16 protein-coding genes and 1 riboswitch are annotated in these 22,013 nt (G+C 45.7%); of the genes, 7 read left to right on the top strand and 9 right to left on the bottom strand.

Going from position 1 to position 22,013, the window contains the following annotated elements; all coding sequences use genetic code 11:
• Window positions 1-539: 539 nt before the first annotated feature.
• The 3 genes from Q4Q57_RS03670 to gbpA form a co-directional block, all read right to left on the bottom strand.
• The gene (locus tag Q4Q57_RS03670) at window positions 540-2,696 is read right to left on the bottom strand and encodes a S46 family peptidase (protein ID WP_311889814.1); all 2,157 of its coding nucleotides are present in this window, start codon (window positions 2,694-2,696) and stop codon (window positions 540-542) included.
• A gap of 295 nt (window positions 2,697-2,991) precedes the next feature.
• Window positions 2,992-4,167 carry an aromatic amino acid transport family protein gene (locus Q4Q57_RS03665; RefSeq protein WP_311889981.1) on the bottom strand — a complete coding sequence of 392 codons (1,176 nt, stop codon included), beginning with the start codon at window positions 4,165-4,167 and terminating at the stop codon, window positions 2,992-2,994.
• Window positions 4,168-4,733: 566 nt separating this feature from the next.
• Window positions 4,734-6,179, bottom strand: coding sequence for an N-acetylglucosamine-binding protein GbpA (gbpA, locus tag Q4Q57_RS03660; RefSeq protein ID WP_311889813.1), 1,446 nt, complete (start codon window positions 6,177-6,179; stop codon window positions 4,734-4,736).
• Between the two features lie 122 nt (window positions 6,180-6,301).
• Window positions 6,302-6,401, bottom strand: a riboswitch (cyclic di-GMP riboswitch).
• 411 nt (window positions 6,402-6,812) lie between these two features.
• Here gbpA and Q4Q57_RS03655 point away from each other — a divergent pair.
• The gene (locus Q4Q57_RS03655) at window positions 6,813-7,367 is read left to right on the top strand and encodes a TMEM165/GDT1 family protein (RefSeq protein ID WP_006080423.1); all 555 of its coding nucleotides are present in this window, start codon (window positions 6,813-6,815) and stop codon (window positions 7,365-7,367) included.
• 126 nt (window positions 7,368-7,493) lie between these two features.
• Here the strand turns inward: Q4Q57_RS03655 and katB are convergent, their stop codons facing one another.
• The 6 genes from katB to fkpA all read right to left on the bottom strand — a co-directional run bounded on the left by katB (window position 7,494) and on the right by fkpA (window position 14,770).
• Complete coding sequence (gene katB, locus Q4Q57_RS03650; RefSeq protein WP_311889812.1) at window positions 7,494-8,969, bottom strand: catalase KatB; 1,476 nt, start codon at window positions 8,967-8,969, stop codon at window positions 7,494-7,496.
• Between the two features lie 339 nt (window positions 8,970-9,308).
• Complete coding sequence (locus tag Q4Q57_RS03645) at window positions 9,309-9,551, bottom strand: YgjV family protein (RefSeq protein WP_006080419.1); 243 nt, start codon at window positions 9,549-9,551, stop codon at window positions 9,309-9,311.
• Window positions 9,552-9,654: 103 nt separating this feature from the next.
• Entirely contained in the window at window positions 9,655-10,092 is a 438-nt protein-coding gene (locus Q4Q57_RS03640; protein WP_006080418.1) for a PaaI family thioesterase, read from the bottom strand.
• A gap of 106 nt (window positions 10,093-10,198) precedes the next feature.
• The gene (locus Q4Q57_RS03635; protein WP_300480986.1) at window positions 10,199-10,654 is read right to left on the bottom strand and encodes a hypothetical protein; all 456 of its coding nucleotides are present in this window, start codon (window positions 10,652-10,654) and stop codon (window positions 10,199-10,201) included.
• A 110-nt stretch (window positions 10,655-10,764) separates the two neighbouring features.
• A complete protein-coding gene (gene exeM / locus Q4Q57_RS03630) occupies window positions 10,765-13,377 on the bottom strand; it encodes an extracellular exonuclease ExeM (protein ID WP_311889811.1) in 2,613 nt (870 codons plus the stop codon).
• 619 nt (window positions 13,378-13,996) lie between these two features.
• Entirely contained in the window at window positions 13,997-14,770 is a 774-nt protein-coding gene (gene fkpA / locus Q4Q57_RS03625) for an FKBP-type peptidyl-prolyl cis-trans isomerase (RefSeq protein ID WP_300480982.1), read from the bottom strand.
• A gap of 154 nt (window positions 14,771-14,924) precedes the next feature.
• Here fkpA and Q4Q57_RS03620 point away from each other — a divergent pair, with 154 nt between their 5' ends.
• From Q4Q57_RS03620 to pepN, 6 genes are all read left to right on the top strand, one after another.
• On the top strand, window positions 14,925-15,875 hold the full coding sequence (locus Q4Q57_RS03620) for a hypothetical protein (RefSeq protein WP_311889810.1): 951 nt from the start codon (window positions 14,925-14,927) through the stop codon (window positions 15,873-15,875).
• A gap of 9 nt (window positions 15,876-15,884) precedes the next feature.
• The gene (locus Q4Q57_RS03615; RefSeq protein ID WP_006080410.1) at window positions 15,885-16,097 is read left to right on the top strand and encodes a SlyX family protein; all 213 of its coding nucleotides are present in this window, start codon (window positions 15,885-15,887) and stop codon (window positions 16,095-16,097) included.
• A gap of 64 nt (window positions 16,098-16,161) precedes the next feature.
• Window positions 16,162-16,719 (top strand): peptide deformylase, encoded by a 558-nt coding sequence (gene def / locus Q4Q57_RS03610; protein WP_311889809.1) that lies wholly within the window; start codon window positions 16,162-16,164, stop codon window positions 16,717-16,719.
• Entirely contained in the window at window positions 16,719-18,122 is a 1,404-nt protein-coding gene (locus Q4Q57_RS03605; RefSeq protein ID WP_311889808.1) for a hypothetical protein, read from the top strand. The genes def and Q4Q57_RS03605 overlap by 1 nt, the downstream gene beginning before the upstream one ends.
• Window positions 18,123-18,191: 69 nt before the next feature.
• The gene (gene lpoB / locus Q4Q57_RS03600; RefSeq protein WP_006080406.1) at window positions 18,192-18,785 is read left to right on the top strand and encodes a penicillin-binding protein activator LpoB; all 594 of its coding nucleotides are present in this window, start codon (window positions 18,192-18,194) and stop codon (window positions 18,783-18,785) included.
• Between the two features lie 252 nt (window positions 18,786-19,037).
• Window positions 19,038-21,671, top strand: a complete 2,634-nt coding sequence (gene pepN, locus Q4Q57_RS03595; RefSeq protein ID WP_311889807.1) for an aminopeptidase N — start codon at window positions 19,038-19,040, stop codon at window positions 21,669-21,671.
• The last annotated feature ends 342 nt before the right edge of the window (window positions 21,672-22,013 follow it).

Below are 22,013 nucleotides of genomic sequence, written 5' to 3'. Positions count from 1 at the left end.
GATTGGCGAGACGACCGTCCGCCCCATTGACGGGGCGGTCGAGCATCCACGGATGGACTGGCTGCGAGTCGATGAGCGAATGCCATGGCTCGCCGTAAGCCAGCATTTAAAGAATTGAACGACCAAGTTTTATCCTTCAGCAGTACTATCCAGAAGTTCTTAAAGTACTTTATGTCCAAAAGTATGTTGCGTATGTCTTGTAAGTCTACAGATTACGCGAATGCTCGAAAGGTGCGCCATGGTGATTGGCGAGACGACCGTCCGCCTCAAGGACGAGGCGGTCGAGCATCCACGGATGGACTTGCTGCGTGTCGACGAGTCAATGCCATGGCTCCGCCTCCGCTATACGCTTACATTAATACAATGATTTTATCCATTAGTTCACTCGAAACGCTTTCAAATCTCCGAAAAAAAACGATAAACCACATTGGCTTATCGCTTTTTATTATCTTCCGTTCGCTAGCTAGTTATCACGTAAATCACATGACATAAGCGGCTTCACAATCATATTCGCCGCACCATGGCGATGCGGCAATGGATTACTTAACGATTTCCATCTCTGCTAATAGATTGTCGGCATGATCTAAATACTTCATTACCCACAACATATAGCGGCTATCCACTTGGATTGAACGGTTGATGTTATCGTCATATGCCCAGTCGCCGATAATACTTTCATACACACCATCGAACAGCAGACCGACTAATTCAGCGCGGCCGTTTAGGGTGGGTGAACCTGAGTTACCGCCCGTGGTGTCTAACGTCGACAGGAAGTTAACCGGTACAGAATCGATGGCTTTCACATAGAAATCACCGTATTGCTTCTGCTTAATCAGCTCTAACTCTTTTTTCGGTGCATCGAATGGGTCAACACCTGTGTCTTTTTGCACTATGCCTTCAAGGCGAGTGAATGGCACAGCCACTAAACCGTCTTTTGGCGAGTAGCCTTTCACATGACCCACAGTGACACGCAGGCTTGAGTTTGCATCGGCATACACAGGTTTACCTTGCTCAAGATTGTAGGCAATGATGGCATCCATGTACTGCGGGCGCACTTTCATCAGCTCGCCATCCAGTTCTTTTTCTTTCTTTTCTTCTGCCATATCTGTGTCATACATAGCCACGGCGAATTGAATGAAAGGATCTTTAGAGGCTTTAAAATCGGCAACGGATTTATCCATCCACGCCAGACGCACGTCTTTTTTGCCTAACTCAGTTTTGGCGTACATTTTGTCTAAGGTTTTCGAAAGCTTAGCTTCGCTGAACTTTTTATCGATACCAAAGGCTTTATCCAATGCAGGTAGACGTTTGTCTTCTGGCAGTGCTGCGTAGCGTTTCAGCATATCGAATAACACGGCTTTATCGACGCTTGGCGCATAACGACGGTCGATACGCTCCATGCTCGCTTTGAGGCGAGTCATATCACGTTCTTGGAAGCCCGGTTCACGCTGCATATCAGGCAGTTGTTTCTCGTTCGCTAAGCGATATAAGCTGCGCGCCGTTGGCAACATAGTCGTGCTACCAATGTAGCTTAAGATCATGTCACGCTCTTGATGCGCTTTACTCTTGGCAATTAACGCATCTAATTCCGCTAAGGTTTTGCCGTATTTCGCTTCACGGCTGCTGTCTTTAGCTATCCACGCTGCAAGCTCAGCTTCGCGGGCTTTACGGTCCGCAAGCATGGTGGATTTGCCATAAAACTCGATCATCGAGGTGAAGTTTTTCGCATAGTTTGCAAGGCTAGCAATTTGACTCTCGTACTTAATACGTTCGTCACTGCCCTCTGGCGCGGTATCTTTAATGATCTCAATAAAGCGCTCGCGCAATAACTTACCTTCTGGATAAGCCCACTCGAACTGATTTTGCACTTCATTGGCGGTGCGATATCGGTTGGTGCGACCTGGGTAGCCAGCCACCATGACAAAATCGCCATCGCTCACGCCTTTAGCCGATACTTTTAAGAAGCTTTTTGGCTCGTATGGCACGTTATCGCTACTAAAATCGGCAGGTTTGCCCGCTTTAGACACATAGGCACGGTAGAAAGAGAAATCGCCGGTGTGACGTGGCCACATCCAGTTATCGACGTCGCCGCCATATTTACCCACGCTCGCGGCTGGGTTATAGACTAAACGGACGTCGCGAATTTCCAGTTGTTTAACCAGATAATATTCAAGACCGCCGTGGAAGCTATACACTTGGCAACGGTAGCCGTCTTCTTTTTCACATTCAGCCACTAATGCTTTTTCTTGGCTTTCAACGCCTTGATAGAAATCGCTACCCACTTTACCTTCGAGCCCGCCTTTTACGCGCTCGGTCACATTGGTCACATCTTCGGTCACATACACACGTGAACCCGGTGTGGCAGGTAATTCATCGGCGAAGGTCTTAGCTAAAAAACCATCTTGCAGCAGGTTTTTTTCTGGGGTGGAGTTGTATTGAATCGCACCATAGGCACAGTGATGGTTAGTGACCACCAAGCCTTTTGGCGATACGAATGACGCAGTACAGCCACCAAGGCTTATCACGGCGTTCATTGGGAATTCGGTGAGTTTTGAAATCGATTTGGCATCAATTTCTAGCCCTTTTGCTTTTAGCTCATCGGCCATAGCAGGCAGTTGATGGGGCTGCCACATACCTTCGTCAGCCTGAGCGCCAAAACTGGCGGCCACGGCAACTGTGAGTAACCATTTTTTCATTGTGTTAAGTCCGTTTTATGTGAATGAAGCCACGCGCAAGCTGGGCCATGTTCTCGTTTTAATCGTGTTGTTTTTATCTTAAGTCACTGTGTTAAAACCCAGCATCACTCGCTTTAAAACCTAAAAAGCAAAAAGTCAGGCCGGGGCCTGACTTTATCACATCGGATACACTCTATAACAGACTCGGAAAAATTCGCTTACAAAGCAAATACATTCCATCAGCTACATTACATCAACGTTACCCCGCGGCGTTCGCTACAAAACTGACGCTAGCCACGGATTAAATACTAAGCCGCTAAATAGCAACAAATAGCTGGGCGCCCACAATCACAACGCCTAACAAACCTGCCAACACTAAGCCCGCAGAACCACCCGACACTTGATAACCGCCCGGTTGTGTTTGACGTTGACGTAATGCCATCACAATTGGCAAGAAGATGATCATCACCACCAATGGCACGGCCGCGAATCCCAGTACCGCCACAAAACCTTCTGGCAGATACAGAGCACATAACACTGGCGGAGTGAAAGTTAACAACCAGGTCTGTATACGGCCGGCAAACGTCTCTTTAGCACGGGTTAACTCGGCGACAAAGTCATACAGGCTTAAGGTCACCCCGAGGAATGAGGTCACTAAGGCTAAATCGGCGAATAACGAAATACATTTGCTGATCCAAGGCGTATGGGCAATATCCTGCAATGCCGTCACCAGTGACGGTAATGAACCTTCGAAACCACTGACTTCATAGCCGCCTACTGTGCCTAGGGTCACCAACAACCAAAGCACATAACAAGCCAGTGGAATCGTCGAGCCGATTAACAATACCTTACGCAGCGAAACCGCATCGCCATCCAGATAACGCACTAAAGTGGCGATACAAACGTGGAAACCGAACGAAGTAAACACTACGGGAATTGCCGCCATCCAACTGCTGGTCATCGACTCGGCAATCGCGCCCGTTGCCATGCTGGCAATACTGACTTCAGGCAGGAGAAATAACACCACAACCACCAGCAGTAAAATCATTAACGAAAACAGGAAGCGGGACACTTTATCGACCCAAGCTACACCGAGCGCCGCAAATCCACCCAACACTAAGGTAAACAACAATACGGCGACTTGATTATCGAGCACGATATCGAACATGTTCTTCGCTTTAAGCACTAATAACGAAGAACCACCAGTGAGATAAGCCGCGGTCAAGGCAAACAATAAACTCAGGAAAGAAGCTCCTTGAATAATTTGACCTTTTTTACCCAGTAATTTACCCGTAATAGCATGCACGTTATCGCCCACGCCAGTGCGTAAGTTAATTTCGAGCATCAATAATGAGGTATAGGCAGATACGCCCCAAATAACGACGAGTAACACTAACGCCGGAATAATACCTAAAGCCGCGGTAGCTAAAGGTAAGGCTAACATACCTGCGCCAATGGCCGTCCCGGCAACGATGGCGATCGAGCCTAACATTTTTGAATTCACACAATAGTCCTGTTCAATGATTAATTATTATTTTATTTGAGTAAGATTTGAACCGATAAAGCCTTGCGTCTTAAATCGAAATAAGCAACACATCACTTAAAGCAGCTTCAAAAAGCATCCAATCGGATCTCATTCCTGCAGATCAATTGGCCCCAATAGCTTTTGAATATTTCAACCCAGTAGCCATTGAGGCTAACTAAATCGGTTGCATAAAAGTGGCATGACTTTCAATTGTGATAATCCTAATAACAACATAGGTAAAATAGATAGTTTGGGACATTAACAGAGCCAAACCCAGTGGGCAAGCCAGTTGTGAACAAAGATAAGTCGCGCACTGTACGGTAACAACTTAATAGCGCTGTGATAAACGAAAACATACAAGCTAACAAAATCGCTACCTTTGTTGGAAATACGTGGGGTTCAGCATTGTGGGGGAATCGAGGTAAAACGTATATTTTGACAGTCGCAAGCGCGCTGAATATGGGCTTAAACATATTCGCTGTGTTTAAGCCCAATCACCTCATGTTGAGAATCAATTAACTCAACATGTTAATTTACAGTTCAGTCCACGCCATAGTCCAAGAAGCGCCAACACCTGGCTCAAATCCTGTGGCAGAAACCGACCACTGCATGCAATAGCCGCTATAGGGGAATGGCTTACATTGATACACTTTGCCATTTTTAGGCTGTAACACTGTAGTGCCTGCAACGTAACCTTTCACCCCTTCAGGGAAGACAAAATCCGCTTCCGGCGTTGGTGCTTGATCCTTTAAGAAGAGATCAAAGTTCTGCTGAATAACATCACCTTGTTTAGGCTCAGCTTTAACCTGCAAGTGATAATGCCCAGCTTTAGGCGCAACCACGTCTAACACTAAGCTCGCGCTGGTATTGTTAACGGTTTGACTGACAAAACCGGCTGCCGTGCCATCGTGACTAAACAAATACGCAGACACTAACATTTCAGCATTGCTAGTGACGTCAAAACGAACCTGCGCCGCGCCGTCGATAATTTGATAATCGTCGGCAAGTGAAGTGACTTCTAAGCTGTTGCCCGGTGCGGGCGCCAGATCAAATCCCACTTCGACACGCTCAATACCTGAAGTCGTCGCAGTAAAAATGTCGTTTTTGCCATACACAGGCTCAATCACACCTGATGCATTTTTTTGTCCCGCTTTTAACTGAGACTGCTGGGCATTAATCGCGCTCGCTAATAGGAAAGGCCAATTTTGTTTATCACCTTGAGTCGCATCGCTAATGGTAATGACTGTTTGCTTAGCCGGTTGCTCACCATTGGCATCGAACACTCGGGTCATCACTTTATCGCCCGCCTTGAGATCGAGTGACGGATTGATGTCGCCCACATCGAGCCATTCACCCGGTACGACGGGACCCGAATCTAAGTTCACATCGATAGCATTGTAGAAACTGTTGGTGGTATCGCCCACTTCCCACACGGCTAGAATCACTTGATAACCGCTGCGACCTTCTGGCACATAGCAGTCATGGGTCACTAACTTAGGCGGCTGCACCATGCCACCATCGACCACGCAGAATGGCGCTAAGTCAAAGCTCGCACGGCTTAAAGCTTGGTTTTGATTCCAATCTTGGCGAGTTAAATAATAACGCCAATTGCGGGTGACATGATTGGCAGTGAACTGCCAGCTGAACTTATTCCAGCCCGCTTTAATATCTGTCTTTGACCAACGGCTGGGACTCTGTTCATCTAAAGGCGAGAAAGCACCATTACCCGCACTCGCCAGTTTGCCATCCGCAGGACCTGACTCAGGAAAACCCGATGGCCCTTCAACGCTTTGCGGTTCCCATTGCACCGCGCCACAGTTGGCATTGTTGCCGGTTTTACAGGCATAGGAACGTGACTCTGGCGCCACAACATAACCGTGTGCCTGTGCAGAAATACTCACAAATGTATTTGCCGCCATCACTGCGGCGGCCAATAAACTTAATTTAGAAACAGGGGAAAAAACAGTAGGATTTGCCACTTTAATGCACTCCATTTGCACCCATCTTTGCCAGTATTGGCTTGGGCTTAGGTATAAAAGTGGTATTTGGGCAAACAACAGCATTAAACAGCAGTCGTTTATCTTTCACAGAAATCGAATTCTGCGGCAACTCCGCTATCTTAGTTCACTAAAAAATCCATTTACAACCTTAGACCGGAAGCTTTGCGTCCTAACTTTTCAATTAGTTTGCCAAATACGGTAGGTGTCATCGAATCACTACGAGTTAACAATATGTAATCAGGTAGAAATGACTTGGCTAAATTAGCAACAAAAGACAACGCTGTCAAAAAAATAATCCATTTATATTCATATAATTACAGAATGTCGCGCGGTATTATTCTGACACCCGTCAAACATTCATTCATGCCTACTGTAATAAACTCGTGCTTGAAACCGAAATTCACTTAGGTATAATGCCCACCTCGCTTCGGGGGAGTAGCTAACTGGATGTCGAACCATCGTCATCTAGGGTGAACATCAACATACTTGGCCACACGCCATGGTGTTCACAGCAAATCATCGATTTGCCCAGCAAGACCTGAGTACAATGACTGCACCTAGGGGTGGACGGTTTATTGTGCTTATGTCTTAACCACCCCTAAAGGATCACACTTGGAAGCCCTACTTGCCTCAACCTTTACGGTTGCTATTGCCGAAATTGGCGATAAAACTCAATTACTTGCACTTATTCTCGCCGCAAGATTTAAAAATAAAACCGCCATTATTTTAGGTATTTTTCTATCAACGTTATTCAACCATTTTGCCGCCGCTTGGATTGGCCAATGGGCGATTAACTGGGTCAGCCCAGATCTTGCCCGCTATTTAGTTGCCGCGTCCTTCTTCGCGATTGCCCTTTGGGTGTTAATCCCAGATAAAGTCGATGCTGAAGAGAGCCGTTTCTATAAAATGGGCCCCTTCCTCGCCACCTTTATCCTGTTTTTCATCGCCGAGATGGGGGATAAAACGCAAATCGCAACGGTAGTGTTAGCCGCAAAATACGATTCATTAACTATGGTGGTTGCAGGCACAACCTTAGGCATGCTGCTTGCCAATGTACCTGTGGTGATCGCAGGCCATTTCAGCGCCGAAAAATTACCTATGTTGTGGATACACCGCGGCTGCGCCGTATTGTTCGCACTGTTAGGCGTTGTCACTCTGCTGTTCTAAATACTTTAAAGCTTGAATTGCCGCAACAAAAAGGCCAGTGATAAACATCACTGGCCTTTCTACTTACGACGGTTTTATTGAGATAAACAGTGTCGACTCAGAAGCTTAACTTCTTAGAAACGCAGTTTATAGCCCTAATGCCGTTCTAATACGTTGACCGTAATCCGCATCGGCTTGTTCGAAATGCGCCACCATGCGTTGCTGCACATCTAAGCTTGTTTGACTTAGTGAACCCGAAATTGTTGCCACTAAGCGCGCTTTCTCCGCTTCAGAGAAGATGCGATACAGATTACCCGCTTGGGTATAATCGTCTTGGTTATAACGACTGTAACGCGCCGCTTCACCTTCTAAACGCAATGGTGGTTCGCTAAAGTTTACTGGCTCAACCAAGGCATCAGCAGTGCTGTTCGGGCCATAGTTTGCCGAAGCGTCGCCACCCGTTTGGCTACCATGGTAAGGGCATTGTGTGCCAGCCATAGCGCCCGCCCGTTGATGGTGATTTGCCTTAGCCGCATGTGGGCAGTTCACCGGTAACTGGTTGTAGTTGGCACCAATACGGTAACGCTGGGCATCTGCATAGGCAAATAAACGCGCTTGCAACATCTTGTCGGGTGAAGATCCAACACCGGGAACCAAATTACTAGGTGCCAATGCCACTTGCTCAACTTCAGCAAAGTAGTTTTGTGGCAGACGATTCAGTTCTAATACACCAATCTCAAGCAATGGATAGTCGCTATGCGGCCAAACCTTAGTTAAATCAAATGGATTAATATGGTAAGTATTAGCATCCGCCTCAGGCATGATCTGCACGTTAACCGTCCAACGCGGGAAATTGCCATCGGTAATCGCCACCACCATATCGCGCTGTGATGAATCGGGATCTATCCCCTTTAATTTATCAGCCTGTTCATTAGTTAAGTTGACTACGCCTTGCTGGGATTTAAAGTGAAACTTCACCCAGAAACGCTCGCCCTTGGCATTCCACAGCGAGAAAGTGTGTGAACCATAACCGTGCATTTGACGGTAGTTGGCTGGAATACCGCGATCCGACATCAAAATGGTCACTTGATGCATGGCTTCAGGGTTTAATGACCAAAAGTCCCACATGGCCTGCGGATCTTTTAAGTTTGTCTTAGGGTTACGCTTTTGCGTATGGATAAAGTCTGGGAACTTAATTCCGTCACGCAAGAAGAAAGTCGGCGTATTATTACCCACAATATCGTGATTTCCGCGAGCCGTGTAGAAACGTAAACCAAAGCCGCGTGGATCGCGCTCAGCATCAGCTGAGCCCATTTCGCCACCGACGGTTGAGAAACGAATAAAGGTTTCAGTTTGCTTACCAACGCCATTGAAATGGTCGGCAATGGTGTAATCGCTTAAATCTTTGGTCAGGGTAAATGTGCCGTAAACGCCAGTACCTTTGGCATGCACGATACGCTCAGGAATACGCTCACGGTTGAAATGGGCTAACTTTTCAATTAAATGCCAATCCTGTAATAGCAAAGGACCACGTTCACCCGCCGACAGTGAGTTTTGATCGTCGGCCACTGGGGCACCATTTTGGCTCGTTAAGTACTGACTTGTTTGATGTTGTTGACTCATGCCCTGCTCCTTAGTCTTGATTGCTGGTTAACCAGGTTTCAATTAAATCGTAAATGGTGGCCATGGTTTATCTCCTTGGCTGCGACGTGTTGTCGATGGAGCAAGAATAGATAATTACCAACAAAGAATAAAACGATTAAACTAGATTCATGCAATCTACAAAAAAGATTAGAAGCGAGATAGCAAAGTAGATAAACGATTGCGCGGACTCACAGCCAATGATTCGCTCACATCATTTAAGATGCGGTTGAAAACCAACATGGCTGCTCGCTGCGATGAAGCTGAGTGCTGTAAAGCAAAGTGCGGTACAAGCAAGCGGAGAAAGATGATGCGTTGCCATTAACTGGCGGGTGAGTCGGCTTCGCGGTAAAGCTTAACCAGATAATAAGTGTCAATCAGTACGATAAAAAAGTTCACTAAGGCAACAGGATAAGCCCCAATTGCTACGCCGTAGGCCACAAATAAAGCCGCGCCGATGAGATTCCACCAGCGCAGTTTTTTGATGTTCGACATCATCAGTGATATTGCGACGACCACAGACGCTAAATAACCAACCCATTCCCAAATTGTCGCGTTATCCATATCTAATCCTTATTTATATATTATTTAAATCAAACGATTGATACGCCATTCACACCACAGGAAATAGGCTGGGCTATTGCATTTAGCATTTAGCATTTAGCATTTAGCGTTTAACGACAGCCGCCGTCATCCGTGAAATACAGGTCAGTTCACCGGCGCTGTTATGGATTAACACTTCCCATACAGAGCTGCGTTTTCCTAAATGAATAGGCTTAGCCGTGGCGGTTAATAGTCCATTACGGGAAGCCCGTAAGTGGTTAGCGTTAATTTCTTGACCGACACAATAGTACTGCTCAAAATCCACCGCGAAATTTGCCGCATAGCTAGCAACGGTTTCAGCAAGCGCGACATTCGCGCCGCCATGGACTATCCCCAAAGGGTTATGCACCGCTGGACTGGCTGGCATAGTTGCCTTCATATAATCGTCGCCAATCTCACTGATCTCAATCCCTAAGGTCTGCATCAAGGTGCCTTTGCCGCCCATACCGGCATCTAAACGCGCGCAATCCTCTAACGTGACAGCTCTAAACCAAATACTCATTGCAACTTCCTAGTCAATAAAACCAATCAGCAGTTTACTGCGAAGTAGATGAAGTTCAACTAGTTTTGCGCTAAGCCAGTCCCGTCAATCTCGGCAAAAATAAGACTCAAACTAACCATTGTTTAGTGATACTCAACCGACTAAACCAGACGAGAAACAATCCCCAGAACACCACCACACTCGGCATGATTAATGCGTCAGCTCCTAGCACCACAGCCGCTTGTTGAATGCAAAACACATAGCTCATTTGCAACAAAACCGCGATAAGTGAGGCAACCAGCACTTTATAGGCAAGGGATTTTCGTAAAAACAACAATAGACATCCTAGAACGCCCGACACCACAGCAAAGCCAAATATCGCATCAACGAAAGCCGGCGTGGTTTCATAGAGTTTGATTTGATCTGGGCTCATTTGCGCCAAGGCATCCGGCGTCATGGTCATTTGGATCACAAAGGCCATCAGCCCCATGATATTCCACAATAAACTGAGCGTTGCGACAAAGTAAAACCACAATGGCGCTTTCTCTTTAATGGTTTTCAGCGGATTTGAGACTGTATCCATACTCACTCCTAATAAAAACTGAAAAAAACAACTAAAAAAGGGATGGCGAACCATCCCTTCGTTTCAGTCTAGCTCACAAATAACACTTGTGAGTTAACCCGTTACACAGGTTAACGGCGACGACGTTGTAAACCAAACAAGGACATCAGTGCTAAACCTAAATAACCCAAAGCACCGCCATCATCTTTAGGCGTTGGCTCAGGTTTTGGTGGCACTACTGGCGCTGGGTAGCTTAAGGCAACGATCACAGGATCGTGGTCCGATGCAGAGAACGCATTTTCAGATTTAGCCAGATCACCAGAGAACTTCTTACCGTATTCAAACAGGTTAGATTCCACTGAGTTGATGTGCCAATCTTCAATATCCACTAAACGTTTGGCTAAGCTAGCATTGGCTAAAGCGTGATCTAAGTTGCCTAGCTCGCCGTTATAGCTGTAAGAGTAAGTGCCTGCACCGTGGGCTTTCGTGTTCAAGTTGATCAGGCCATAACCTTTTTCAATCTTGCTACCTTGGCGTTCAAATACTTTGCCATCGAGCGTCGTCCACGAAGCGGTCATGATGTCACGATCTGACTTGCTCGCATCAAAGTCGGTCAGCACACGGATAGGATCTTCCATGCCGTAGGCATTCATATCACCGATGATCAGTAAGTCGCCCTTCACGTCTTTTAGCGTTTCACCCAAGACTTTGGCAGCAGATACGCGGAAAGCATTACACTTGCCCTGTTGATCGGCAGGATCGACTGACTCTTCAAAGTTAGCCCAATCTTCTAAACAGCCTGAGCCTTTAGATTTCAAATGGTTAACGACTACGGTCAGCGACTCATCATGGATTTTAAAGGTTTGCGCTAAGCTGTGACGTTGGTAAGCATCGTTACCTGGATTTGTCTCAGTTTTGCCATCTTTAGTACGAGTCACGCTGCCAGCACTGGCATGTTGCTCAGGAGTATCGATAGCTTGAGCAGCACCAGCTAAGGTCACTTTGCCGCCACGGTATAACATGCCCACAGTGATAGCATCAGTGCCAAAGTACTTGCCGTCATACTTGTCAACGTCGGTGATTTCAACAAAGCTATAAGCGTTTTCAGGCGTTTGCTTCTCGTTCAGTGCATCGACTAAGTTTTTAATCGCACTCTTCTCACCAAAACCGTTGTTGGCAATTTCCATCAGACCGACGATATCGGCGTTCATGGCAGTAATAGCGCTAACGATTTTAGTGCGTTGTAGCACCATTTCTTCCAGCGTTAGCGCGCCACGGTTACTACCTGATGGATTGGTATCACCACCATCAACATCGTTAAAGAAGTTCAACACGTTAAAGCTAGCCACGCGCAGATCGCCCTTAGTGGCGACGCTTGGGGCATCAGTTCTATCATCACCACGGATAAAATCACCCGCTGTAATAGTGTTCGTTGCCACTAAACGATAAGCACCGTAGCTGTAACCAATCACACCTTGCAGGTTAGTCAGTTGGTCGCCCACACGGATATAGCCCGTTTCCACATTGAAATCAGGGAAGTATGGAATTACACCGTCGGCAGGTTTGTAATCAGATTCGATAAAGAGTTGGTTTTCGAGGTTAGATTTAACTAACGCAGTCGCTTCTGCAGAAAGCGCAGGATAAAGCTGTGTCGACTTCATTAGCGGTTCTTTATAAGACACTAGCATGTTATTACGACGGCCTGCGTAGTCATAGCTGAAGGTACGGCTGATCTTAAGATCGCTGCCCGCATCTAAAGCCACATTCATGCCTTCATAACGCTCTAATGCTTGCGCTAAGGTTTCGCCATCGGCGACATAGAAAGGCGCGGCAACTGGAACTTCACCCTTAGCGCCGACTTCAAATTTCTTATCGGCTTTAATATCGATTTGAGTTAAGCCAAAGTATTCTTTCACTTTACCTTGTACACAAACTTCAACCCCAGGTTGAATCGCTTCAGGTACCGCTTCACCTAAGAATACAAACACACCATCAGAGGTATACGGTGAGTTATCACCTTTCACTTCTTGCAGATAAAAACCTTTAAACAAGCTTTCGCCACGGGCAGTCACAACACCGCGCACTGTCACTTCGCTTTCAGACTCAAATGCACCTTCTGGTACAAATGGGCTAGACTCGCCCGCACCTTGTACTTGATAAATCGGCACTATTTTAGCGCCGCTGCAGCTAAAGAGCGGCACTTCTGGCTCAGCTGGAGCTTCTAGATAACCTAAACCTGAGAAGGTATCTTTAGGTAATTGTTCCCACTGGGCGGCATTAAATACCGTATTCGCCACTAACGCATCTAATTTACGTTTTAAGGTAACGTCTAATCCCCAACCCGCAGGAGTAGGCACATCGCCAATAATATCGACAACCGCATCATCTTTAACGAGTGCGACCGCATCACCACCATTAAAACTTAAACTGCCAGAGTAACTGTCAACACCTTGGTCAAGCGTGATCACAGCGCTAGAATTTAAAATCACTTTAGTCGTTTTAGGCGCAATGGATTGGCCATCTAATGCCACCATATCTGACGCAACAGTTGCACCATCTTTATAACGAACCAGTTTATAACCCGCGAGATCAATTGCCGTATCGCCGCCGTTATAGAGTTCAATCGCTTTATTGTTTGAGCTACCTTCAACATATTCGGTAATCATCACATCAGCGCTTGCCATCATAGGTAAAGCCGCTGCTACAGCTAAAGAAATAGCCGTTAACTTATTAACATTATCCATATCATCAACCCCATTATTATAATATTGCCGCTAACTTCTATTAACGTGCGGGCGGATTATTTCAGAGTTGAATGCGTAAAAAAAGAGGGCAAGATCGCACATTACCAATGTAACACATTGATGAGTAAATGATTATGGACACAGCACTGTTCACACAGAAGAACAAGGTAATAATTCGAAAGTATTAGCCAAATAAAAACAAACAGTAAGAGTAATACACCCAAGCTCAGCCAAAGCACTGGCTAGTACAAATAATAACCAATATTTTAATGTGATATTTTAATGATTTTTATCGGTATGCAATACCCAATAAAATGTAAAGAATTCGGCGCTTTAAAAGATAGTAGATATCATTAAAACGTAATTTAGCCTTCATTATTTTGAAATAAAACCAACGCTAAAACGAGCTAACGTTAATGATTAATACCATCCATTGTAATAGCCGATAGAGATTGATGATTGCTATATAAAATTAAACATGAGTTAAGGCTGTAAACCTTGTATAGCAAGGCAATAAATTAAGCATTAAAACTATAATGTGATTTTTACAGACAAAAAAATACCGCTCATTTAGGAGCGGTATTTCACTTACTGCGTAATAAACGCGGCAGTTAATTCATTACTTTTTAGCTGCTGGTTCAGCGGCTGGCGCTGCAGATGCTTTCTCAACTGATTTCAATTCAACTTCAAAAATCAGTGTGGAATTGGGTGGAATAGTACCAGTGTCACGCTCGCCGTAGGCTAAGTTTGCAGGAATAACAAACTTGTACTTAGCGCCAACTGGCATTAATTGTACGCCTTCGGTCCAACCTGGGATCACGCGATTCAGTGGGAACTTAGCCGTTTGACCACGTTTGTATGAACTGTCGAACTCAGTACCGTCGATTAACGTACCTACATAATCCACTTCTACAGTGTCTTCAGCAGCAGGTTTTTCGCCAGTACCAGGTGTTAATACTTCGTATTGCAAGCCTGATTCAGTGGTCACTACGCCAGTCTTAGCTTTGTTTTCTTCAAGGAATTTTTTACCATCTTCGATATTCTTAGCAGAAATCGCAGCGGCTTGTTCCTGACGTTTATCGTTTAACTTTTTATCTAGACCTTGAAGAATGGTTTGCATTTCTTCTTCGGTTAATTTTAATTGGTCATTCAGACCATTAGTGAAACCAGTGACAATCAGAGTGCGATCAACTGGCAGGCCTAATTCTTCTTGCTCTTTGATATGGCCCGACATGTAACGACCGATTGAAGCGCCTACACTGTAAGCTTCTTTTTGAGCTTCTGTCGTTAATTCAACACTTGTACTCGCAGCAGCTGCTTTTTCTTCTTGATTACAAGCAGATAGGCCAATAACGGCCAATGCAACTAACGATAATTTATAAATCGATTTCATTAAAGCTTCCTCAGCATCCTCAAGCGGTTACAATAACCTAAGCGTGACAACTTTATACTAGTTATCTCGGTTATACCAACTAGATTCTTTATGGGTTAACAGTGATTAATGTCACTTGATCAAGTCTAAAGACAGCAACTTAGGGAGCAAGTTCATGAAGAAAAATCTACTGCTGGTAATTTGCACAATTTTTCTGATAGCTTGCCATCCTAAAGCGGAAGACATTAGCGTTCTAACCACTGAACCTAGCTATAGTGCAAGCCTATCAAGCAATGGACAATTCGCCTTAGTCGCCACCCAAAGCAGTGGAGTCCAATACTGGGATCTCAGCACTCATACACTTAAATACCAATGGATACATGGCGATATCAATACTGGCGTCACAGGTACAGCGATTTCGCCCAACGGGCTATTTGCAGCATCGTTAAGCCGAGATTCAGTTGCCATGTGGAGAATAGCCGACGGAAAATCCTTGGGTTGGTGGTCCTTGCCATCATCCGGTGAAAGCGTGGCGGTAGCCGATAATGGCGCGCTACTCATTGGCTTAAATGATGGCTCCGTCATGTCACTCAATGCAGCCCAAAGTGCCTTAATCAAATTTCTGGGACATAAGGACCGCGTCAATAGCGTTTCACTCTCCGCGGATGGCCGTTTAGCATTAACGGGGTCGAATGATATGCAGGCGATTCTTTGGCAGGCGCAAACCGGTCAGCCGCTTCATACTTGGACCTTAGGCAGCCGTATCACTAAAGTGGCGCTTAACGACAGTGGTACGCTAAGTTTTACCAATGGCAGCACCAATGAAGCAAAGATATGGGATAACACCAGCGGCAAGCTTTTAAATCAGTTAGATATTACCCGTAGGCAGATGAACTTTTCCGCGGTGCGGTTTATCAAACAAGACAGCCAGATATTAACGGGAACGCCGGCGCGGGAAGTCATACTGTGGCAACGCGACTCGGGTAAAGAAATCGAAAAATGGCAGGTTACACTCACTAAAAACAGCCAAAATCGAGGAGCCGTTGTATACTCTGTGGCAATTCGAGATACCAATAAAGTCGTTAGTATCAGTAGCCAAGGCTTAGTTGAGACTTGGCAGCAATAGAGGTTAGTCATGCAAGGCGTACAAGCACAGATTGAAGATCTAGAAACCAAATTGGCTTTTCAAGAGCTCACAGTCGAAGAGTTAAACCAAGAAGTGATCAAATTAAATCGACTTGTGGCTCACCAGCAGCACCAAATTCACATGTTAATTGGTAAGTTACAAGACATGGAACCGAGTAATATGGCGACTCAGGCTGAAGAAACGCCGCCGCCACATTACTAATACTGACGCTTTAAAATAAGACTTTGATTCAAAGACGGTTACCGCAAAATATCCAGGGAATGCGATGTTTAAACATTTGATGCCAAAACAAACCCCGCCTTTATTACCCATAGCGTTAGTGGGTGAAGCTATTCTAGGGCAGACTGCAATTGCAGTGCATCATTTCGATGCCGAGCTCGCGCACCTTGCAGAGCAAATGTCTGCCAGCATGGAAGCCGCCAAAGGCGTTGGCATCGCGGCACCACAGGTTCACAGTCCCTTAGCCTTATTTATTATGGCTTCTCGCCCAAATGAGCGTTATCCAGACGCACCCAATATGGCGCCTGTGGTCGTGGTTAATCCGCAAATCATTAATGTATCAAGCGAGTTGGTCGGCGGCGAAGAAGGCTGCCTATCTGTACCGGGGCAAAGATTTACGATACAAAGGCATCAAGCCATTGAAGTACGCTATCAAAATTTACAAGGCGAGTGGCAGCAAACCGAATTAACGGGCTTTATTGCGCGGATTTTTCAACACGAATTTGATCACCTGCAAGGGATCACCTTACTCGAGCGTTCACGTATGCCTGAACAGGCTCAGTCGATTTCAGCCAAGTCCATCGAACAAGGTGAAGCGCAATAATGAAACTGTCTTTGGTTACACCTTTATCTCGCGTTTTTATCGTACCCGCTTTGGCAATGGGGTTGGTGTTAAGTTTATCGGGCTGCGCCTACAACAGTATTTTTATTAATTACCCTTCACAGATTGAACCGCTCAAACAAGAGTTGAATAGTGCAACGCCCTTGGCTGGTATCGACAAACTTGCCAGTAATATCAATGGCAACGATGGCCTACTCTATGCTCAAGAAGCGGGCCGTATTGCTCAAGTCGCCGGCGATTTTGCGGCCAGTAAAAAGTACTATCAACAAGCGGTCGATGCTTACACCGCCTTTGATGATAAGGCCAAAGTCAGCGTCAGTGATATTAGTGCCACAGCCAGCAGCTTAGTGTTAAACGACAATGCGATTCCGTACCGAGGGCCTGGATATGAACGCATCATGCTGCACCAATACCAAGCGCTAAACTATTTGTTTAGTGGCGATTACCAAGGTGCTTTAGTCGAAGTTCGTCGCAGTAACGAGTTACAAAGCAGTGAGCAAGAGCGCTATCAAAAATCGCAAAAGTCGGTACAAGCCATGGCGAACGGGACTATCGATGCCGAGGTCAACAAACTAGGCCAAGCCGCAGGCACTGTGACGAGTTCGTTCTTAAACGCTTACAGCTATTACACCACTGGCGTATTACATGAAGTACTGGGTGAGCCGAACGATGCCTATATCGATTATCGTAAAGCGGCACAAATCACCCCAGACAACACCTATTTACAGCAAGATCTGGTGCGTCTCGCCAAGCAACTCGGCATGCCGCAATATGATGAGTTCAAACGTCGTTGGGGCGATGCTAAATTGCCTAATCCCAAAGATGGCCAAGTGATTTTAATGGTTGAACGCGGCTTTGTGCCCGCCAAGCAAGCCCTCACAGTGCCTTTTACTATCCATGGCAATTGGCAAACTGTATCGCTAGCCACTTACATGCCAAACAATACTTTTGTGCCAGAGACGCAAGTGCAAGGTTTAGGTACAGTGCTGAAAACTGAACCTATTGCCAATATCGATGCCTTAGCCATCACAGCACTCAAAGAAGATCTGCCCGCAACCTTGGTTCGACAAGTCGCACGTGTCTATGCCAAATCCGAGATGGCCTATCAGGTTGGAAAGAGTGGCAGCCCCGGAAACAATGCCGCCGATATTGGCAGCATAGCGATGCAGATTTTTAACGTAGTAACAGAGCAAGCGGATCGCCGTAGTTGGCTGACGCTGCCTAAACAAGCACAGATCGGGCGGCGTTATTTGAGTGCAGGTGAATACACTTTGCAGTTAGATAAAGCGCCACCGGCAAAAATTGACGTTGCAGCAGGCAAAACCACCTTAGTCTGGGCAATTGATACTGGTAATTACACCCGAATTTATTCAATAATCATTTAGCCTAGCGGTTGTGGTATTTGAATAAGACGTGTGTCATTAAGTTTATACAATCACAAAATGGAACTGACTATGAAACAATTTAAACTGATTTTTGTGCTGGCTGCCGTTATGGGTCTGGCTGCATGTCAATCTAAAGTCGAATATGGCGATGCCACCGAAGTTGAAACCGTCAATGAGAATTTTGGCTCAACGGATCTACAAGCTATTGCAGCCAAGATGGTGGATAGCATGATGACTTTCCCTCCTATCGTGGCCATGACAGCCAATAGCCGTCCGATTTTATTTGTCGACAGCATCAAGAACAAAACCTCAGAGCACATTGATACTGAGTCTGTTACTGACTCTATCAGCAACAAACTATTGCGCTCAGGCAAGTTCCGTTTTATCGACATGACTAAAGTAGATTCAGTCCGTAAGCAATTGGATTACCAAAACAACACTGGCATGGTTGATCCATCAACCGCCATCAAATTTGGTCGTCAAATCGGCGCGCAATACATGTTATACGGCAATTTATCTAGCATAGTTAAGCAAGACGGTAGCACTAAAGACGTGTACTACAAGATGACAATGCGTTTAATGGATTTAGAAACAGGCCTGATCGAATGGTCTGATGAAAAAGAAATCCGTAAGATGAAGTCTAAGTCTTTCTTAGGCATGTAATTGTCTATTGGCGTTTACTATCGCCAAACAGAGTTTCCAAGAAGCCAGCTTAAACGCTGGCTTTTTTTTACATTTCTAACATTGGTTATCCAAGGTAAATAAGGTAGTGTACTCGGCCAAAATACACTGCAATGATACTGGCTCAAATCGGCGCTGGCGCAGGGGATCATTTGCCACTCAGGCAACCCCAAACACCCGACATTGAAACAATATCCAAGCAGAAAACAAAACAAATTGTTGAAGGATTCAGTTGTGAACTTGTTTAAAGCCAGTTTTGTTGCCCTTGCCTGCGGCGCATTGATGTCGTGTGCCACCCAAAGCACTCTTAATACGGGTCCACGTGACGCCAGTGCTTACATTAGCCAGTATCAGGCCGCGCTGCGCTCGCAGATCATTTCCGATGTTCGCTATGAATTGGATTTTCAGCTCACAGGGGAAGCCGAGTTTTCCGCCACCTCCAAAGTGACCTTTCAATTAAGTGAAATACCAAAACAACTGAGCTTAGATTTAAAAAAGGCACAGATAAAACGCTTTATCATCAACGGTACCGCAGTATATCCAAACTATAATGGCGCTTACATTAGCTTAAATACGCGTCTGCTGACCTCGGGTGAAAACACGGTTGAAGTGCAGTTTACTCGCCCTCACAGCACTAATGGTGAAGGCCTGCACCGTTTTAAAGATCCGGTCGATGGTAAGGTCTACCTCTATTCGCATTTTGAACCCGCTGCCGCGCAACAGATGTTTGCGGTGTTTGACCAACCGGATATCAAAGCCAACTATCAGATTACGGTAACAGCGCCCAAAGATTGGCAAGTGATTAGCACTATGCGTGAAAGCCAAATCACTCCAGCAGGCGCATACAATCGTTGGACCTTCCCTGATACGCCAAAACTCAGTCCGTATAACTTTTCTATGCATGCGGGCCCTTACCACATGTGGCAAGACAACTCGGGCCGCTATCCGATGCGCCTGTTCGCCCGTGAATCTGTGGCGAATCAAGTCACACCGCAGGATTGGTTTAACTATACCAAACAAGGGTTAACCTTCTTCGATAACTACTTTGGCATTCCGTATCCCTTTAAGAAATATGATCAAATTCTGGTACCTGACTTCCTCTATGGCGCCATGGAAAACGCGGGGGCAGTGACCTTTGCCGAAGATCATTTCCTCTATAAAGCAGCCATGACGGCAGATCAAAAGCAAAGCCTAGCCGGCGTTATCATGCATGAAATGGCGCATCAATGGTTTGGCGATCTCGTGACCATGAAATGGTGGAATGGCCTGTGGCTCAATGAAAGCTTTGCCTCCTTTATGGGCACGCTTGCGACTCAGGAGGCGACCGAATTCACCAATGCTTGGCGCACTTTTTACGCCAAAGGCAAACAAAGAGCTTATGAGCAGGACAGCTTAGTCACTACGCATCCAATTGAAGTACCAGTGGCAACAACCCAAAACGCCTTCGACAATATCGATGCGATCACTTATCAAAAAGGCGCATCGACACTGAAACAACTGCGCCACTTGCTGGGCGACATGGTGTTTCGCCGTGGAGTCAGCAATTATTTAAAACAATATAGTTATCAAAATGCTGAGTTAGATGATTTTATCAATAGCCTAAGCAAAGCCGCGGGTCGTGATTTAAGCGCATGGACTCAAGAATGGCTCTACAGCGCGGGCGTTAACACCATCAAGGCGGAATATCGCTGTGAAGGTAACCGTATCAGCGACTTTAGCCTGCTACAGCTCCCAGCAAGCACTGAACTGCCAACATTACGCGAACAAAAAGTCCAAGTAGCGCTCTTTACCCAAGGCCGCTTCGATTTGCGTCATGACGTCACAGTGCCAGTGACTTACAAGGGTGAGCGTACCGAAGTCAAACAACTGATTGGTGAGCGCTGCCCAGACTTAGTCTATCCAAACTTTGATGATTGGGGCTTTGTGAAAGTCGAGCTCGATGACAAATCCTTTAACACCGCAAAACAGCAGTTGAGTAATGTGTCAGATCCACTGCTGCGCTCTATGCTGTGGCAAAGTCTGTGGGACAGCGTTCGTGAAGGTAAATTGAGCTTAGATCAATACCTAAGCACAGTGTTTGTTAACGCGCCTGCTGAGACGGACTACACGATTGTTGGTCAGATCATCGATAGCATGTTGCGCTCGAAGCAGTATCTCGCACAAATCGCCCCTATTCAGCAAAACTACGCTGAGAATGCAATCAAAGGCTTAAGCCAGATGAGCCTTAGAAAAGCGATGGAAAGCAAAGGCGATAATGACTTCCAACGTATTTGGTTCGATGCGTATGTCAATTTAGCCAGCGACAGGGATTCATTACGCCATTTAGCGCAACTCGTTGACGGTGAAACAAAAATTAAGGGGTTAACCTTAGATCAAGATTTACGCTGGGCGATCATCACCCAGCTCAATCGCTATGATTTCCCTAACGCGCAGCAACGTTTAACCAAAGAAGCGGCCAAGGATAATTCGGACTCAGGCGAAAAAGCTGCGCTTGCGGCGCAAGTGATCCGCCCTGAAGCCGCGGCCAAACGTCGCTGGTTAAGCAAGGTTCATCAAGACAGCCTGCCTTTCTCCAAGCAACGGATCATTATGGAAAATCTTTATCCTGCGGAGCAGAAACTATTGAGCGCGGCTACGGCGGAAGAACGTCTGGCGAGCTTGAGGGATATGGATAAAAAAGGCCCTGTGTTTATGCGTAACTACGCTCACAACTTGATTCCTACTGATTGTAACTACACTAGCATAGCGGCATTGGATAAAGTGCTTGATAGCCAAACTGGATTATCGAATCTCACCCGCCGCAATCTATTAGAAACCCGTCAAATGGAACAGCGCTGTGTACTGATCAAAAATAAAATGACCCAATGAGATTAAGGCCATTTTAGAATTAACAAGGAGCTTCTAGGAGCTCCTTTTTTATGTGACGTAATAAATGAAGCCTAAGCACGAAGCAGAACAACAAGACTCCCCACAGAAACTTAGCCTTCAAATAAACAGGTTGACATTCTGAATAATCAATTAATAAAACTCGTAAAACGGTAACATATTTAATTATATCGTTAGCGAGAACGAGTATATTTTAACGGTCTACTGACGATAAAGAATGATATTTATCATTTGTAGAATATTATTCATCCACCTCAATTCAATCTTCTCAGTTTTATCGAGTAACCATTAATAAAGAATGGCTCACTCAATCGTTATTAACAT

It is taken from the genome of Shewanella sp. SP2S2-6 (assembly GCF_031931965.1).
Taxonomy (GTDB): Bacteria; Pseudomonadota; Gammaproteobacteria; order Enterobacterales; family Shewanellaceae; genus Shewanella; species Shewanella baltica.
This window is presented reverse-complemented; position numbering and strand designations above follow the sequence as displayed.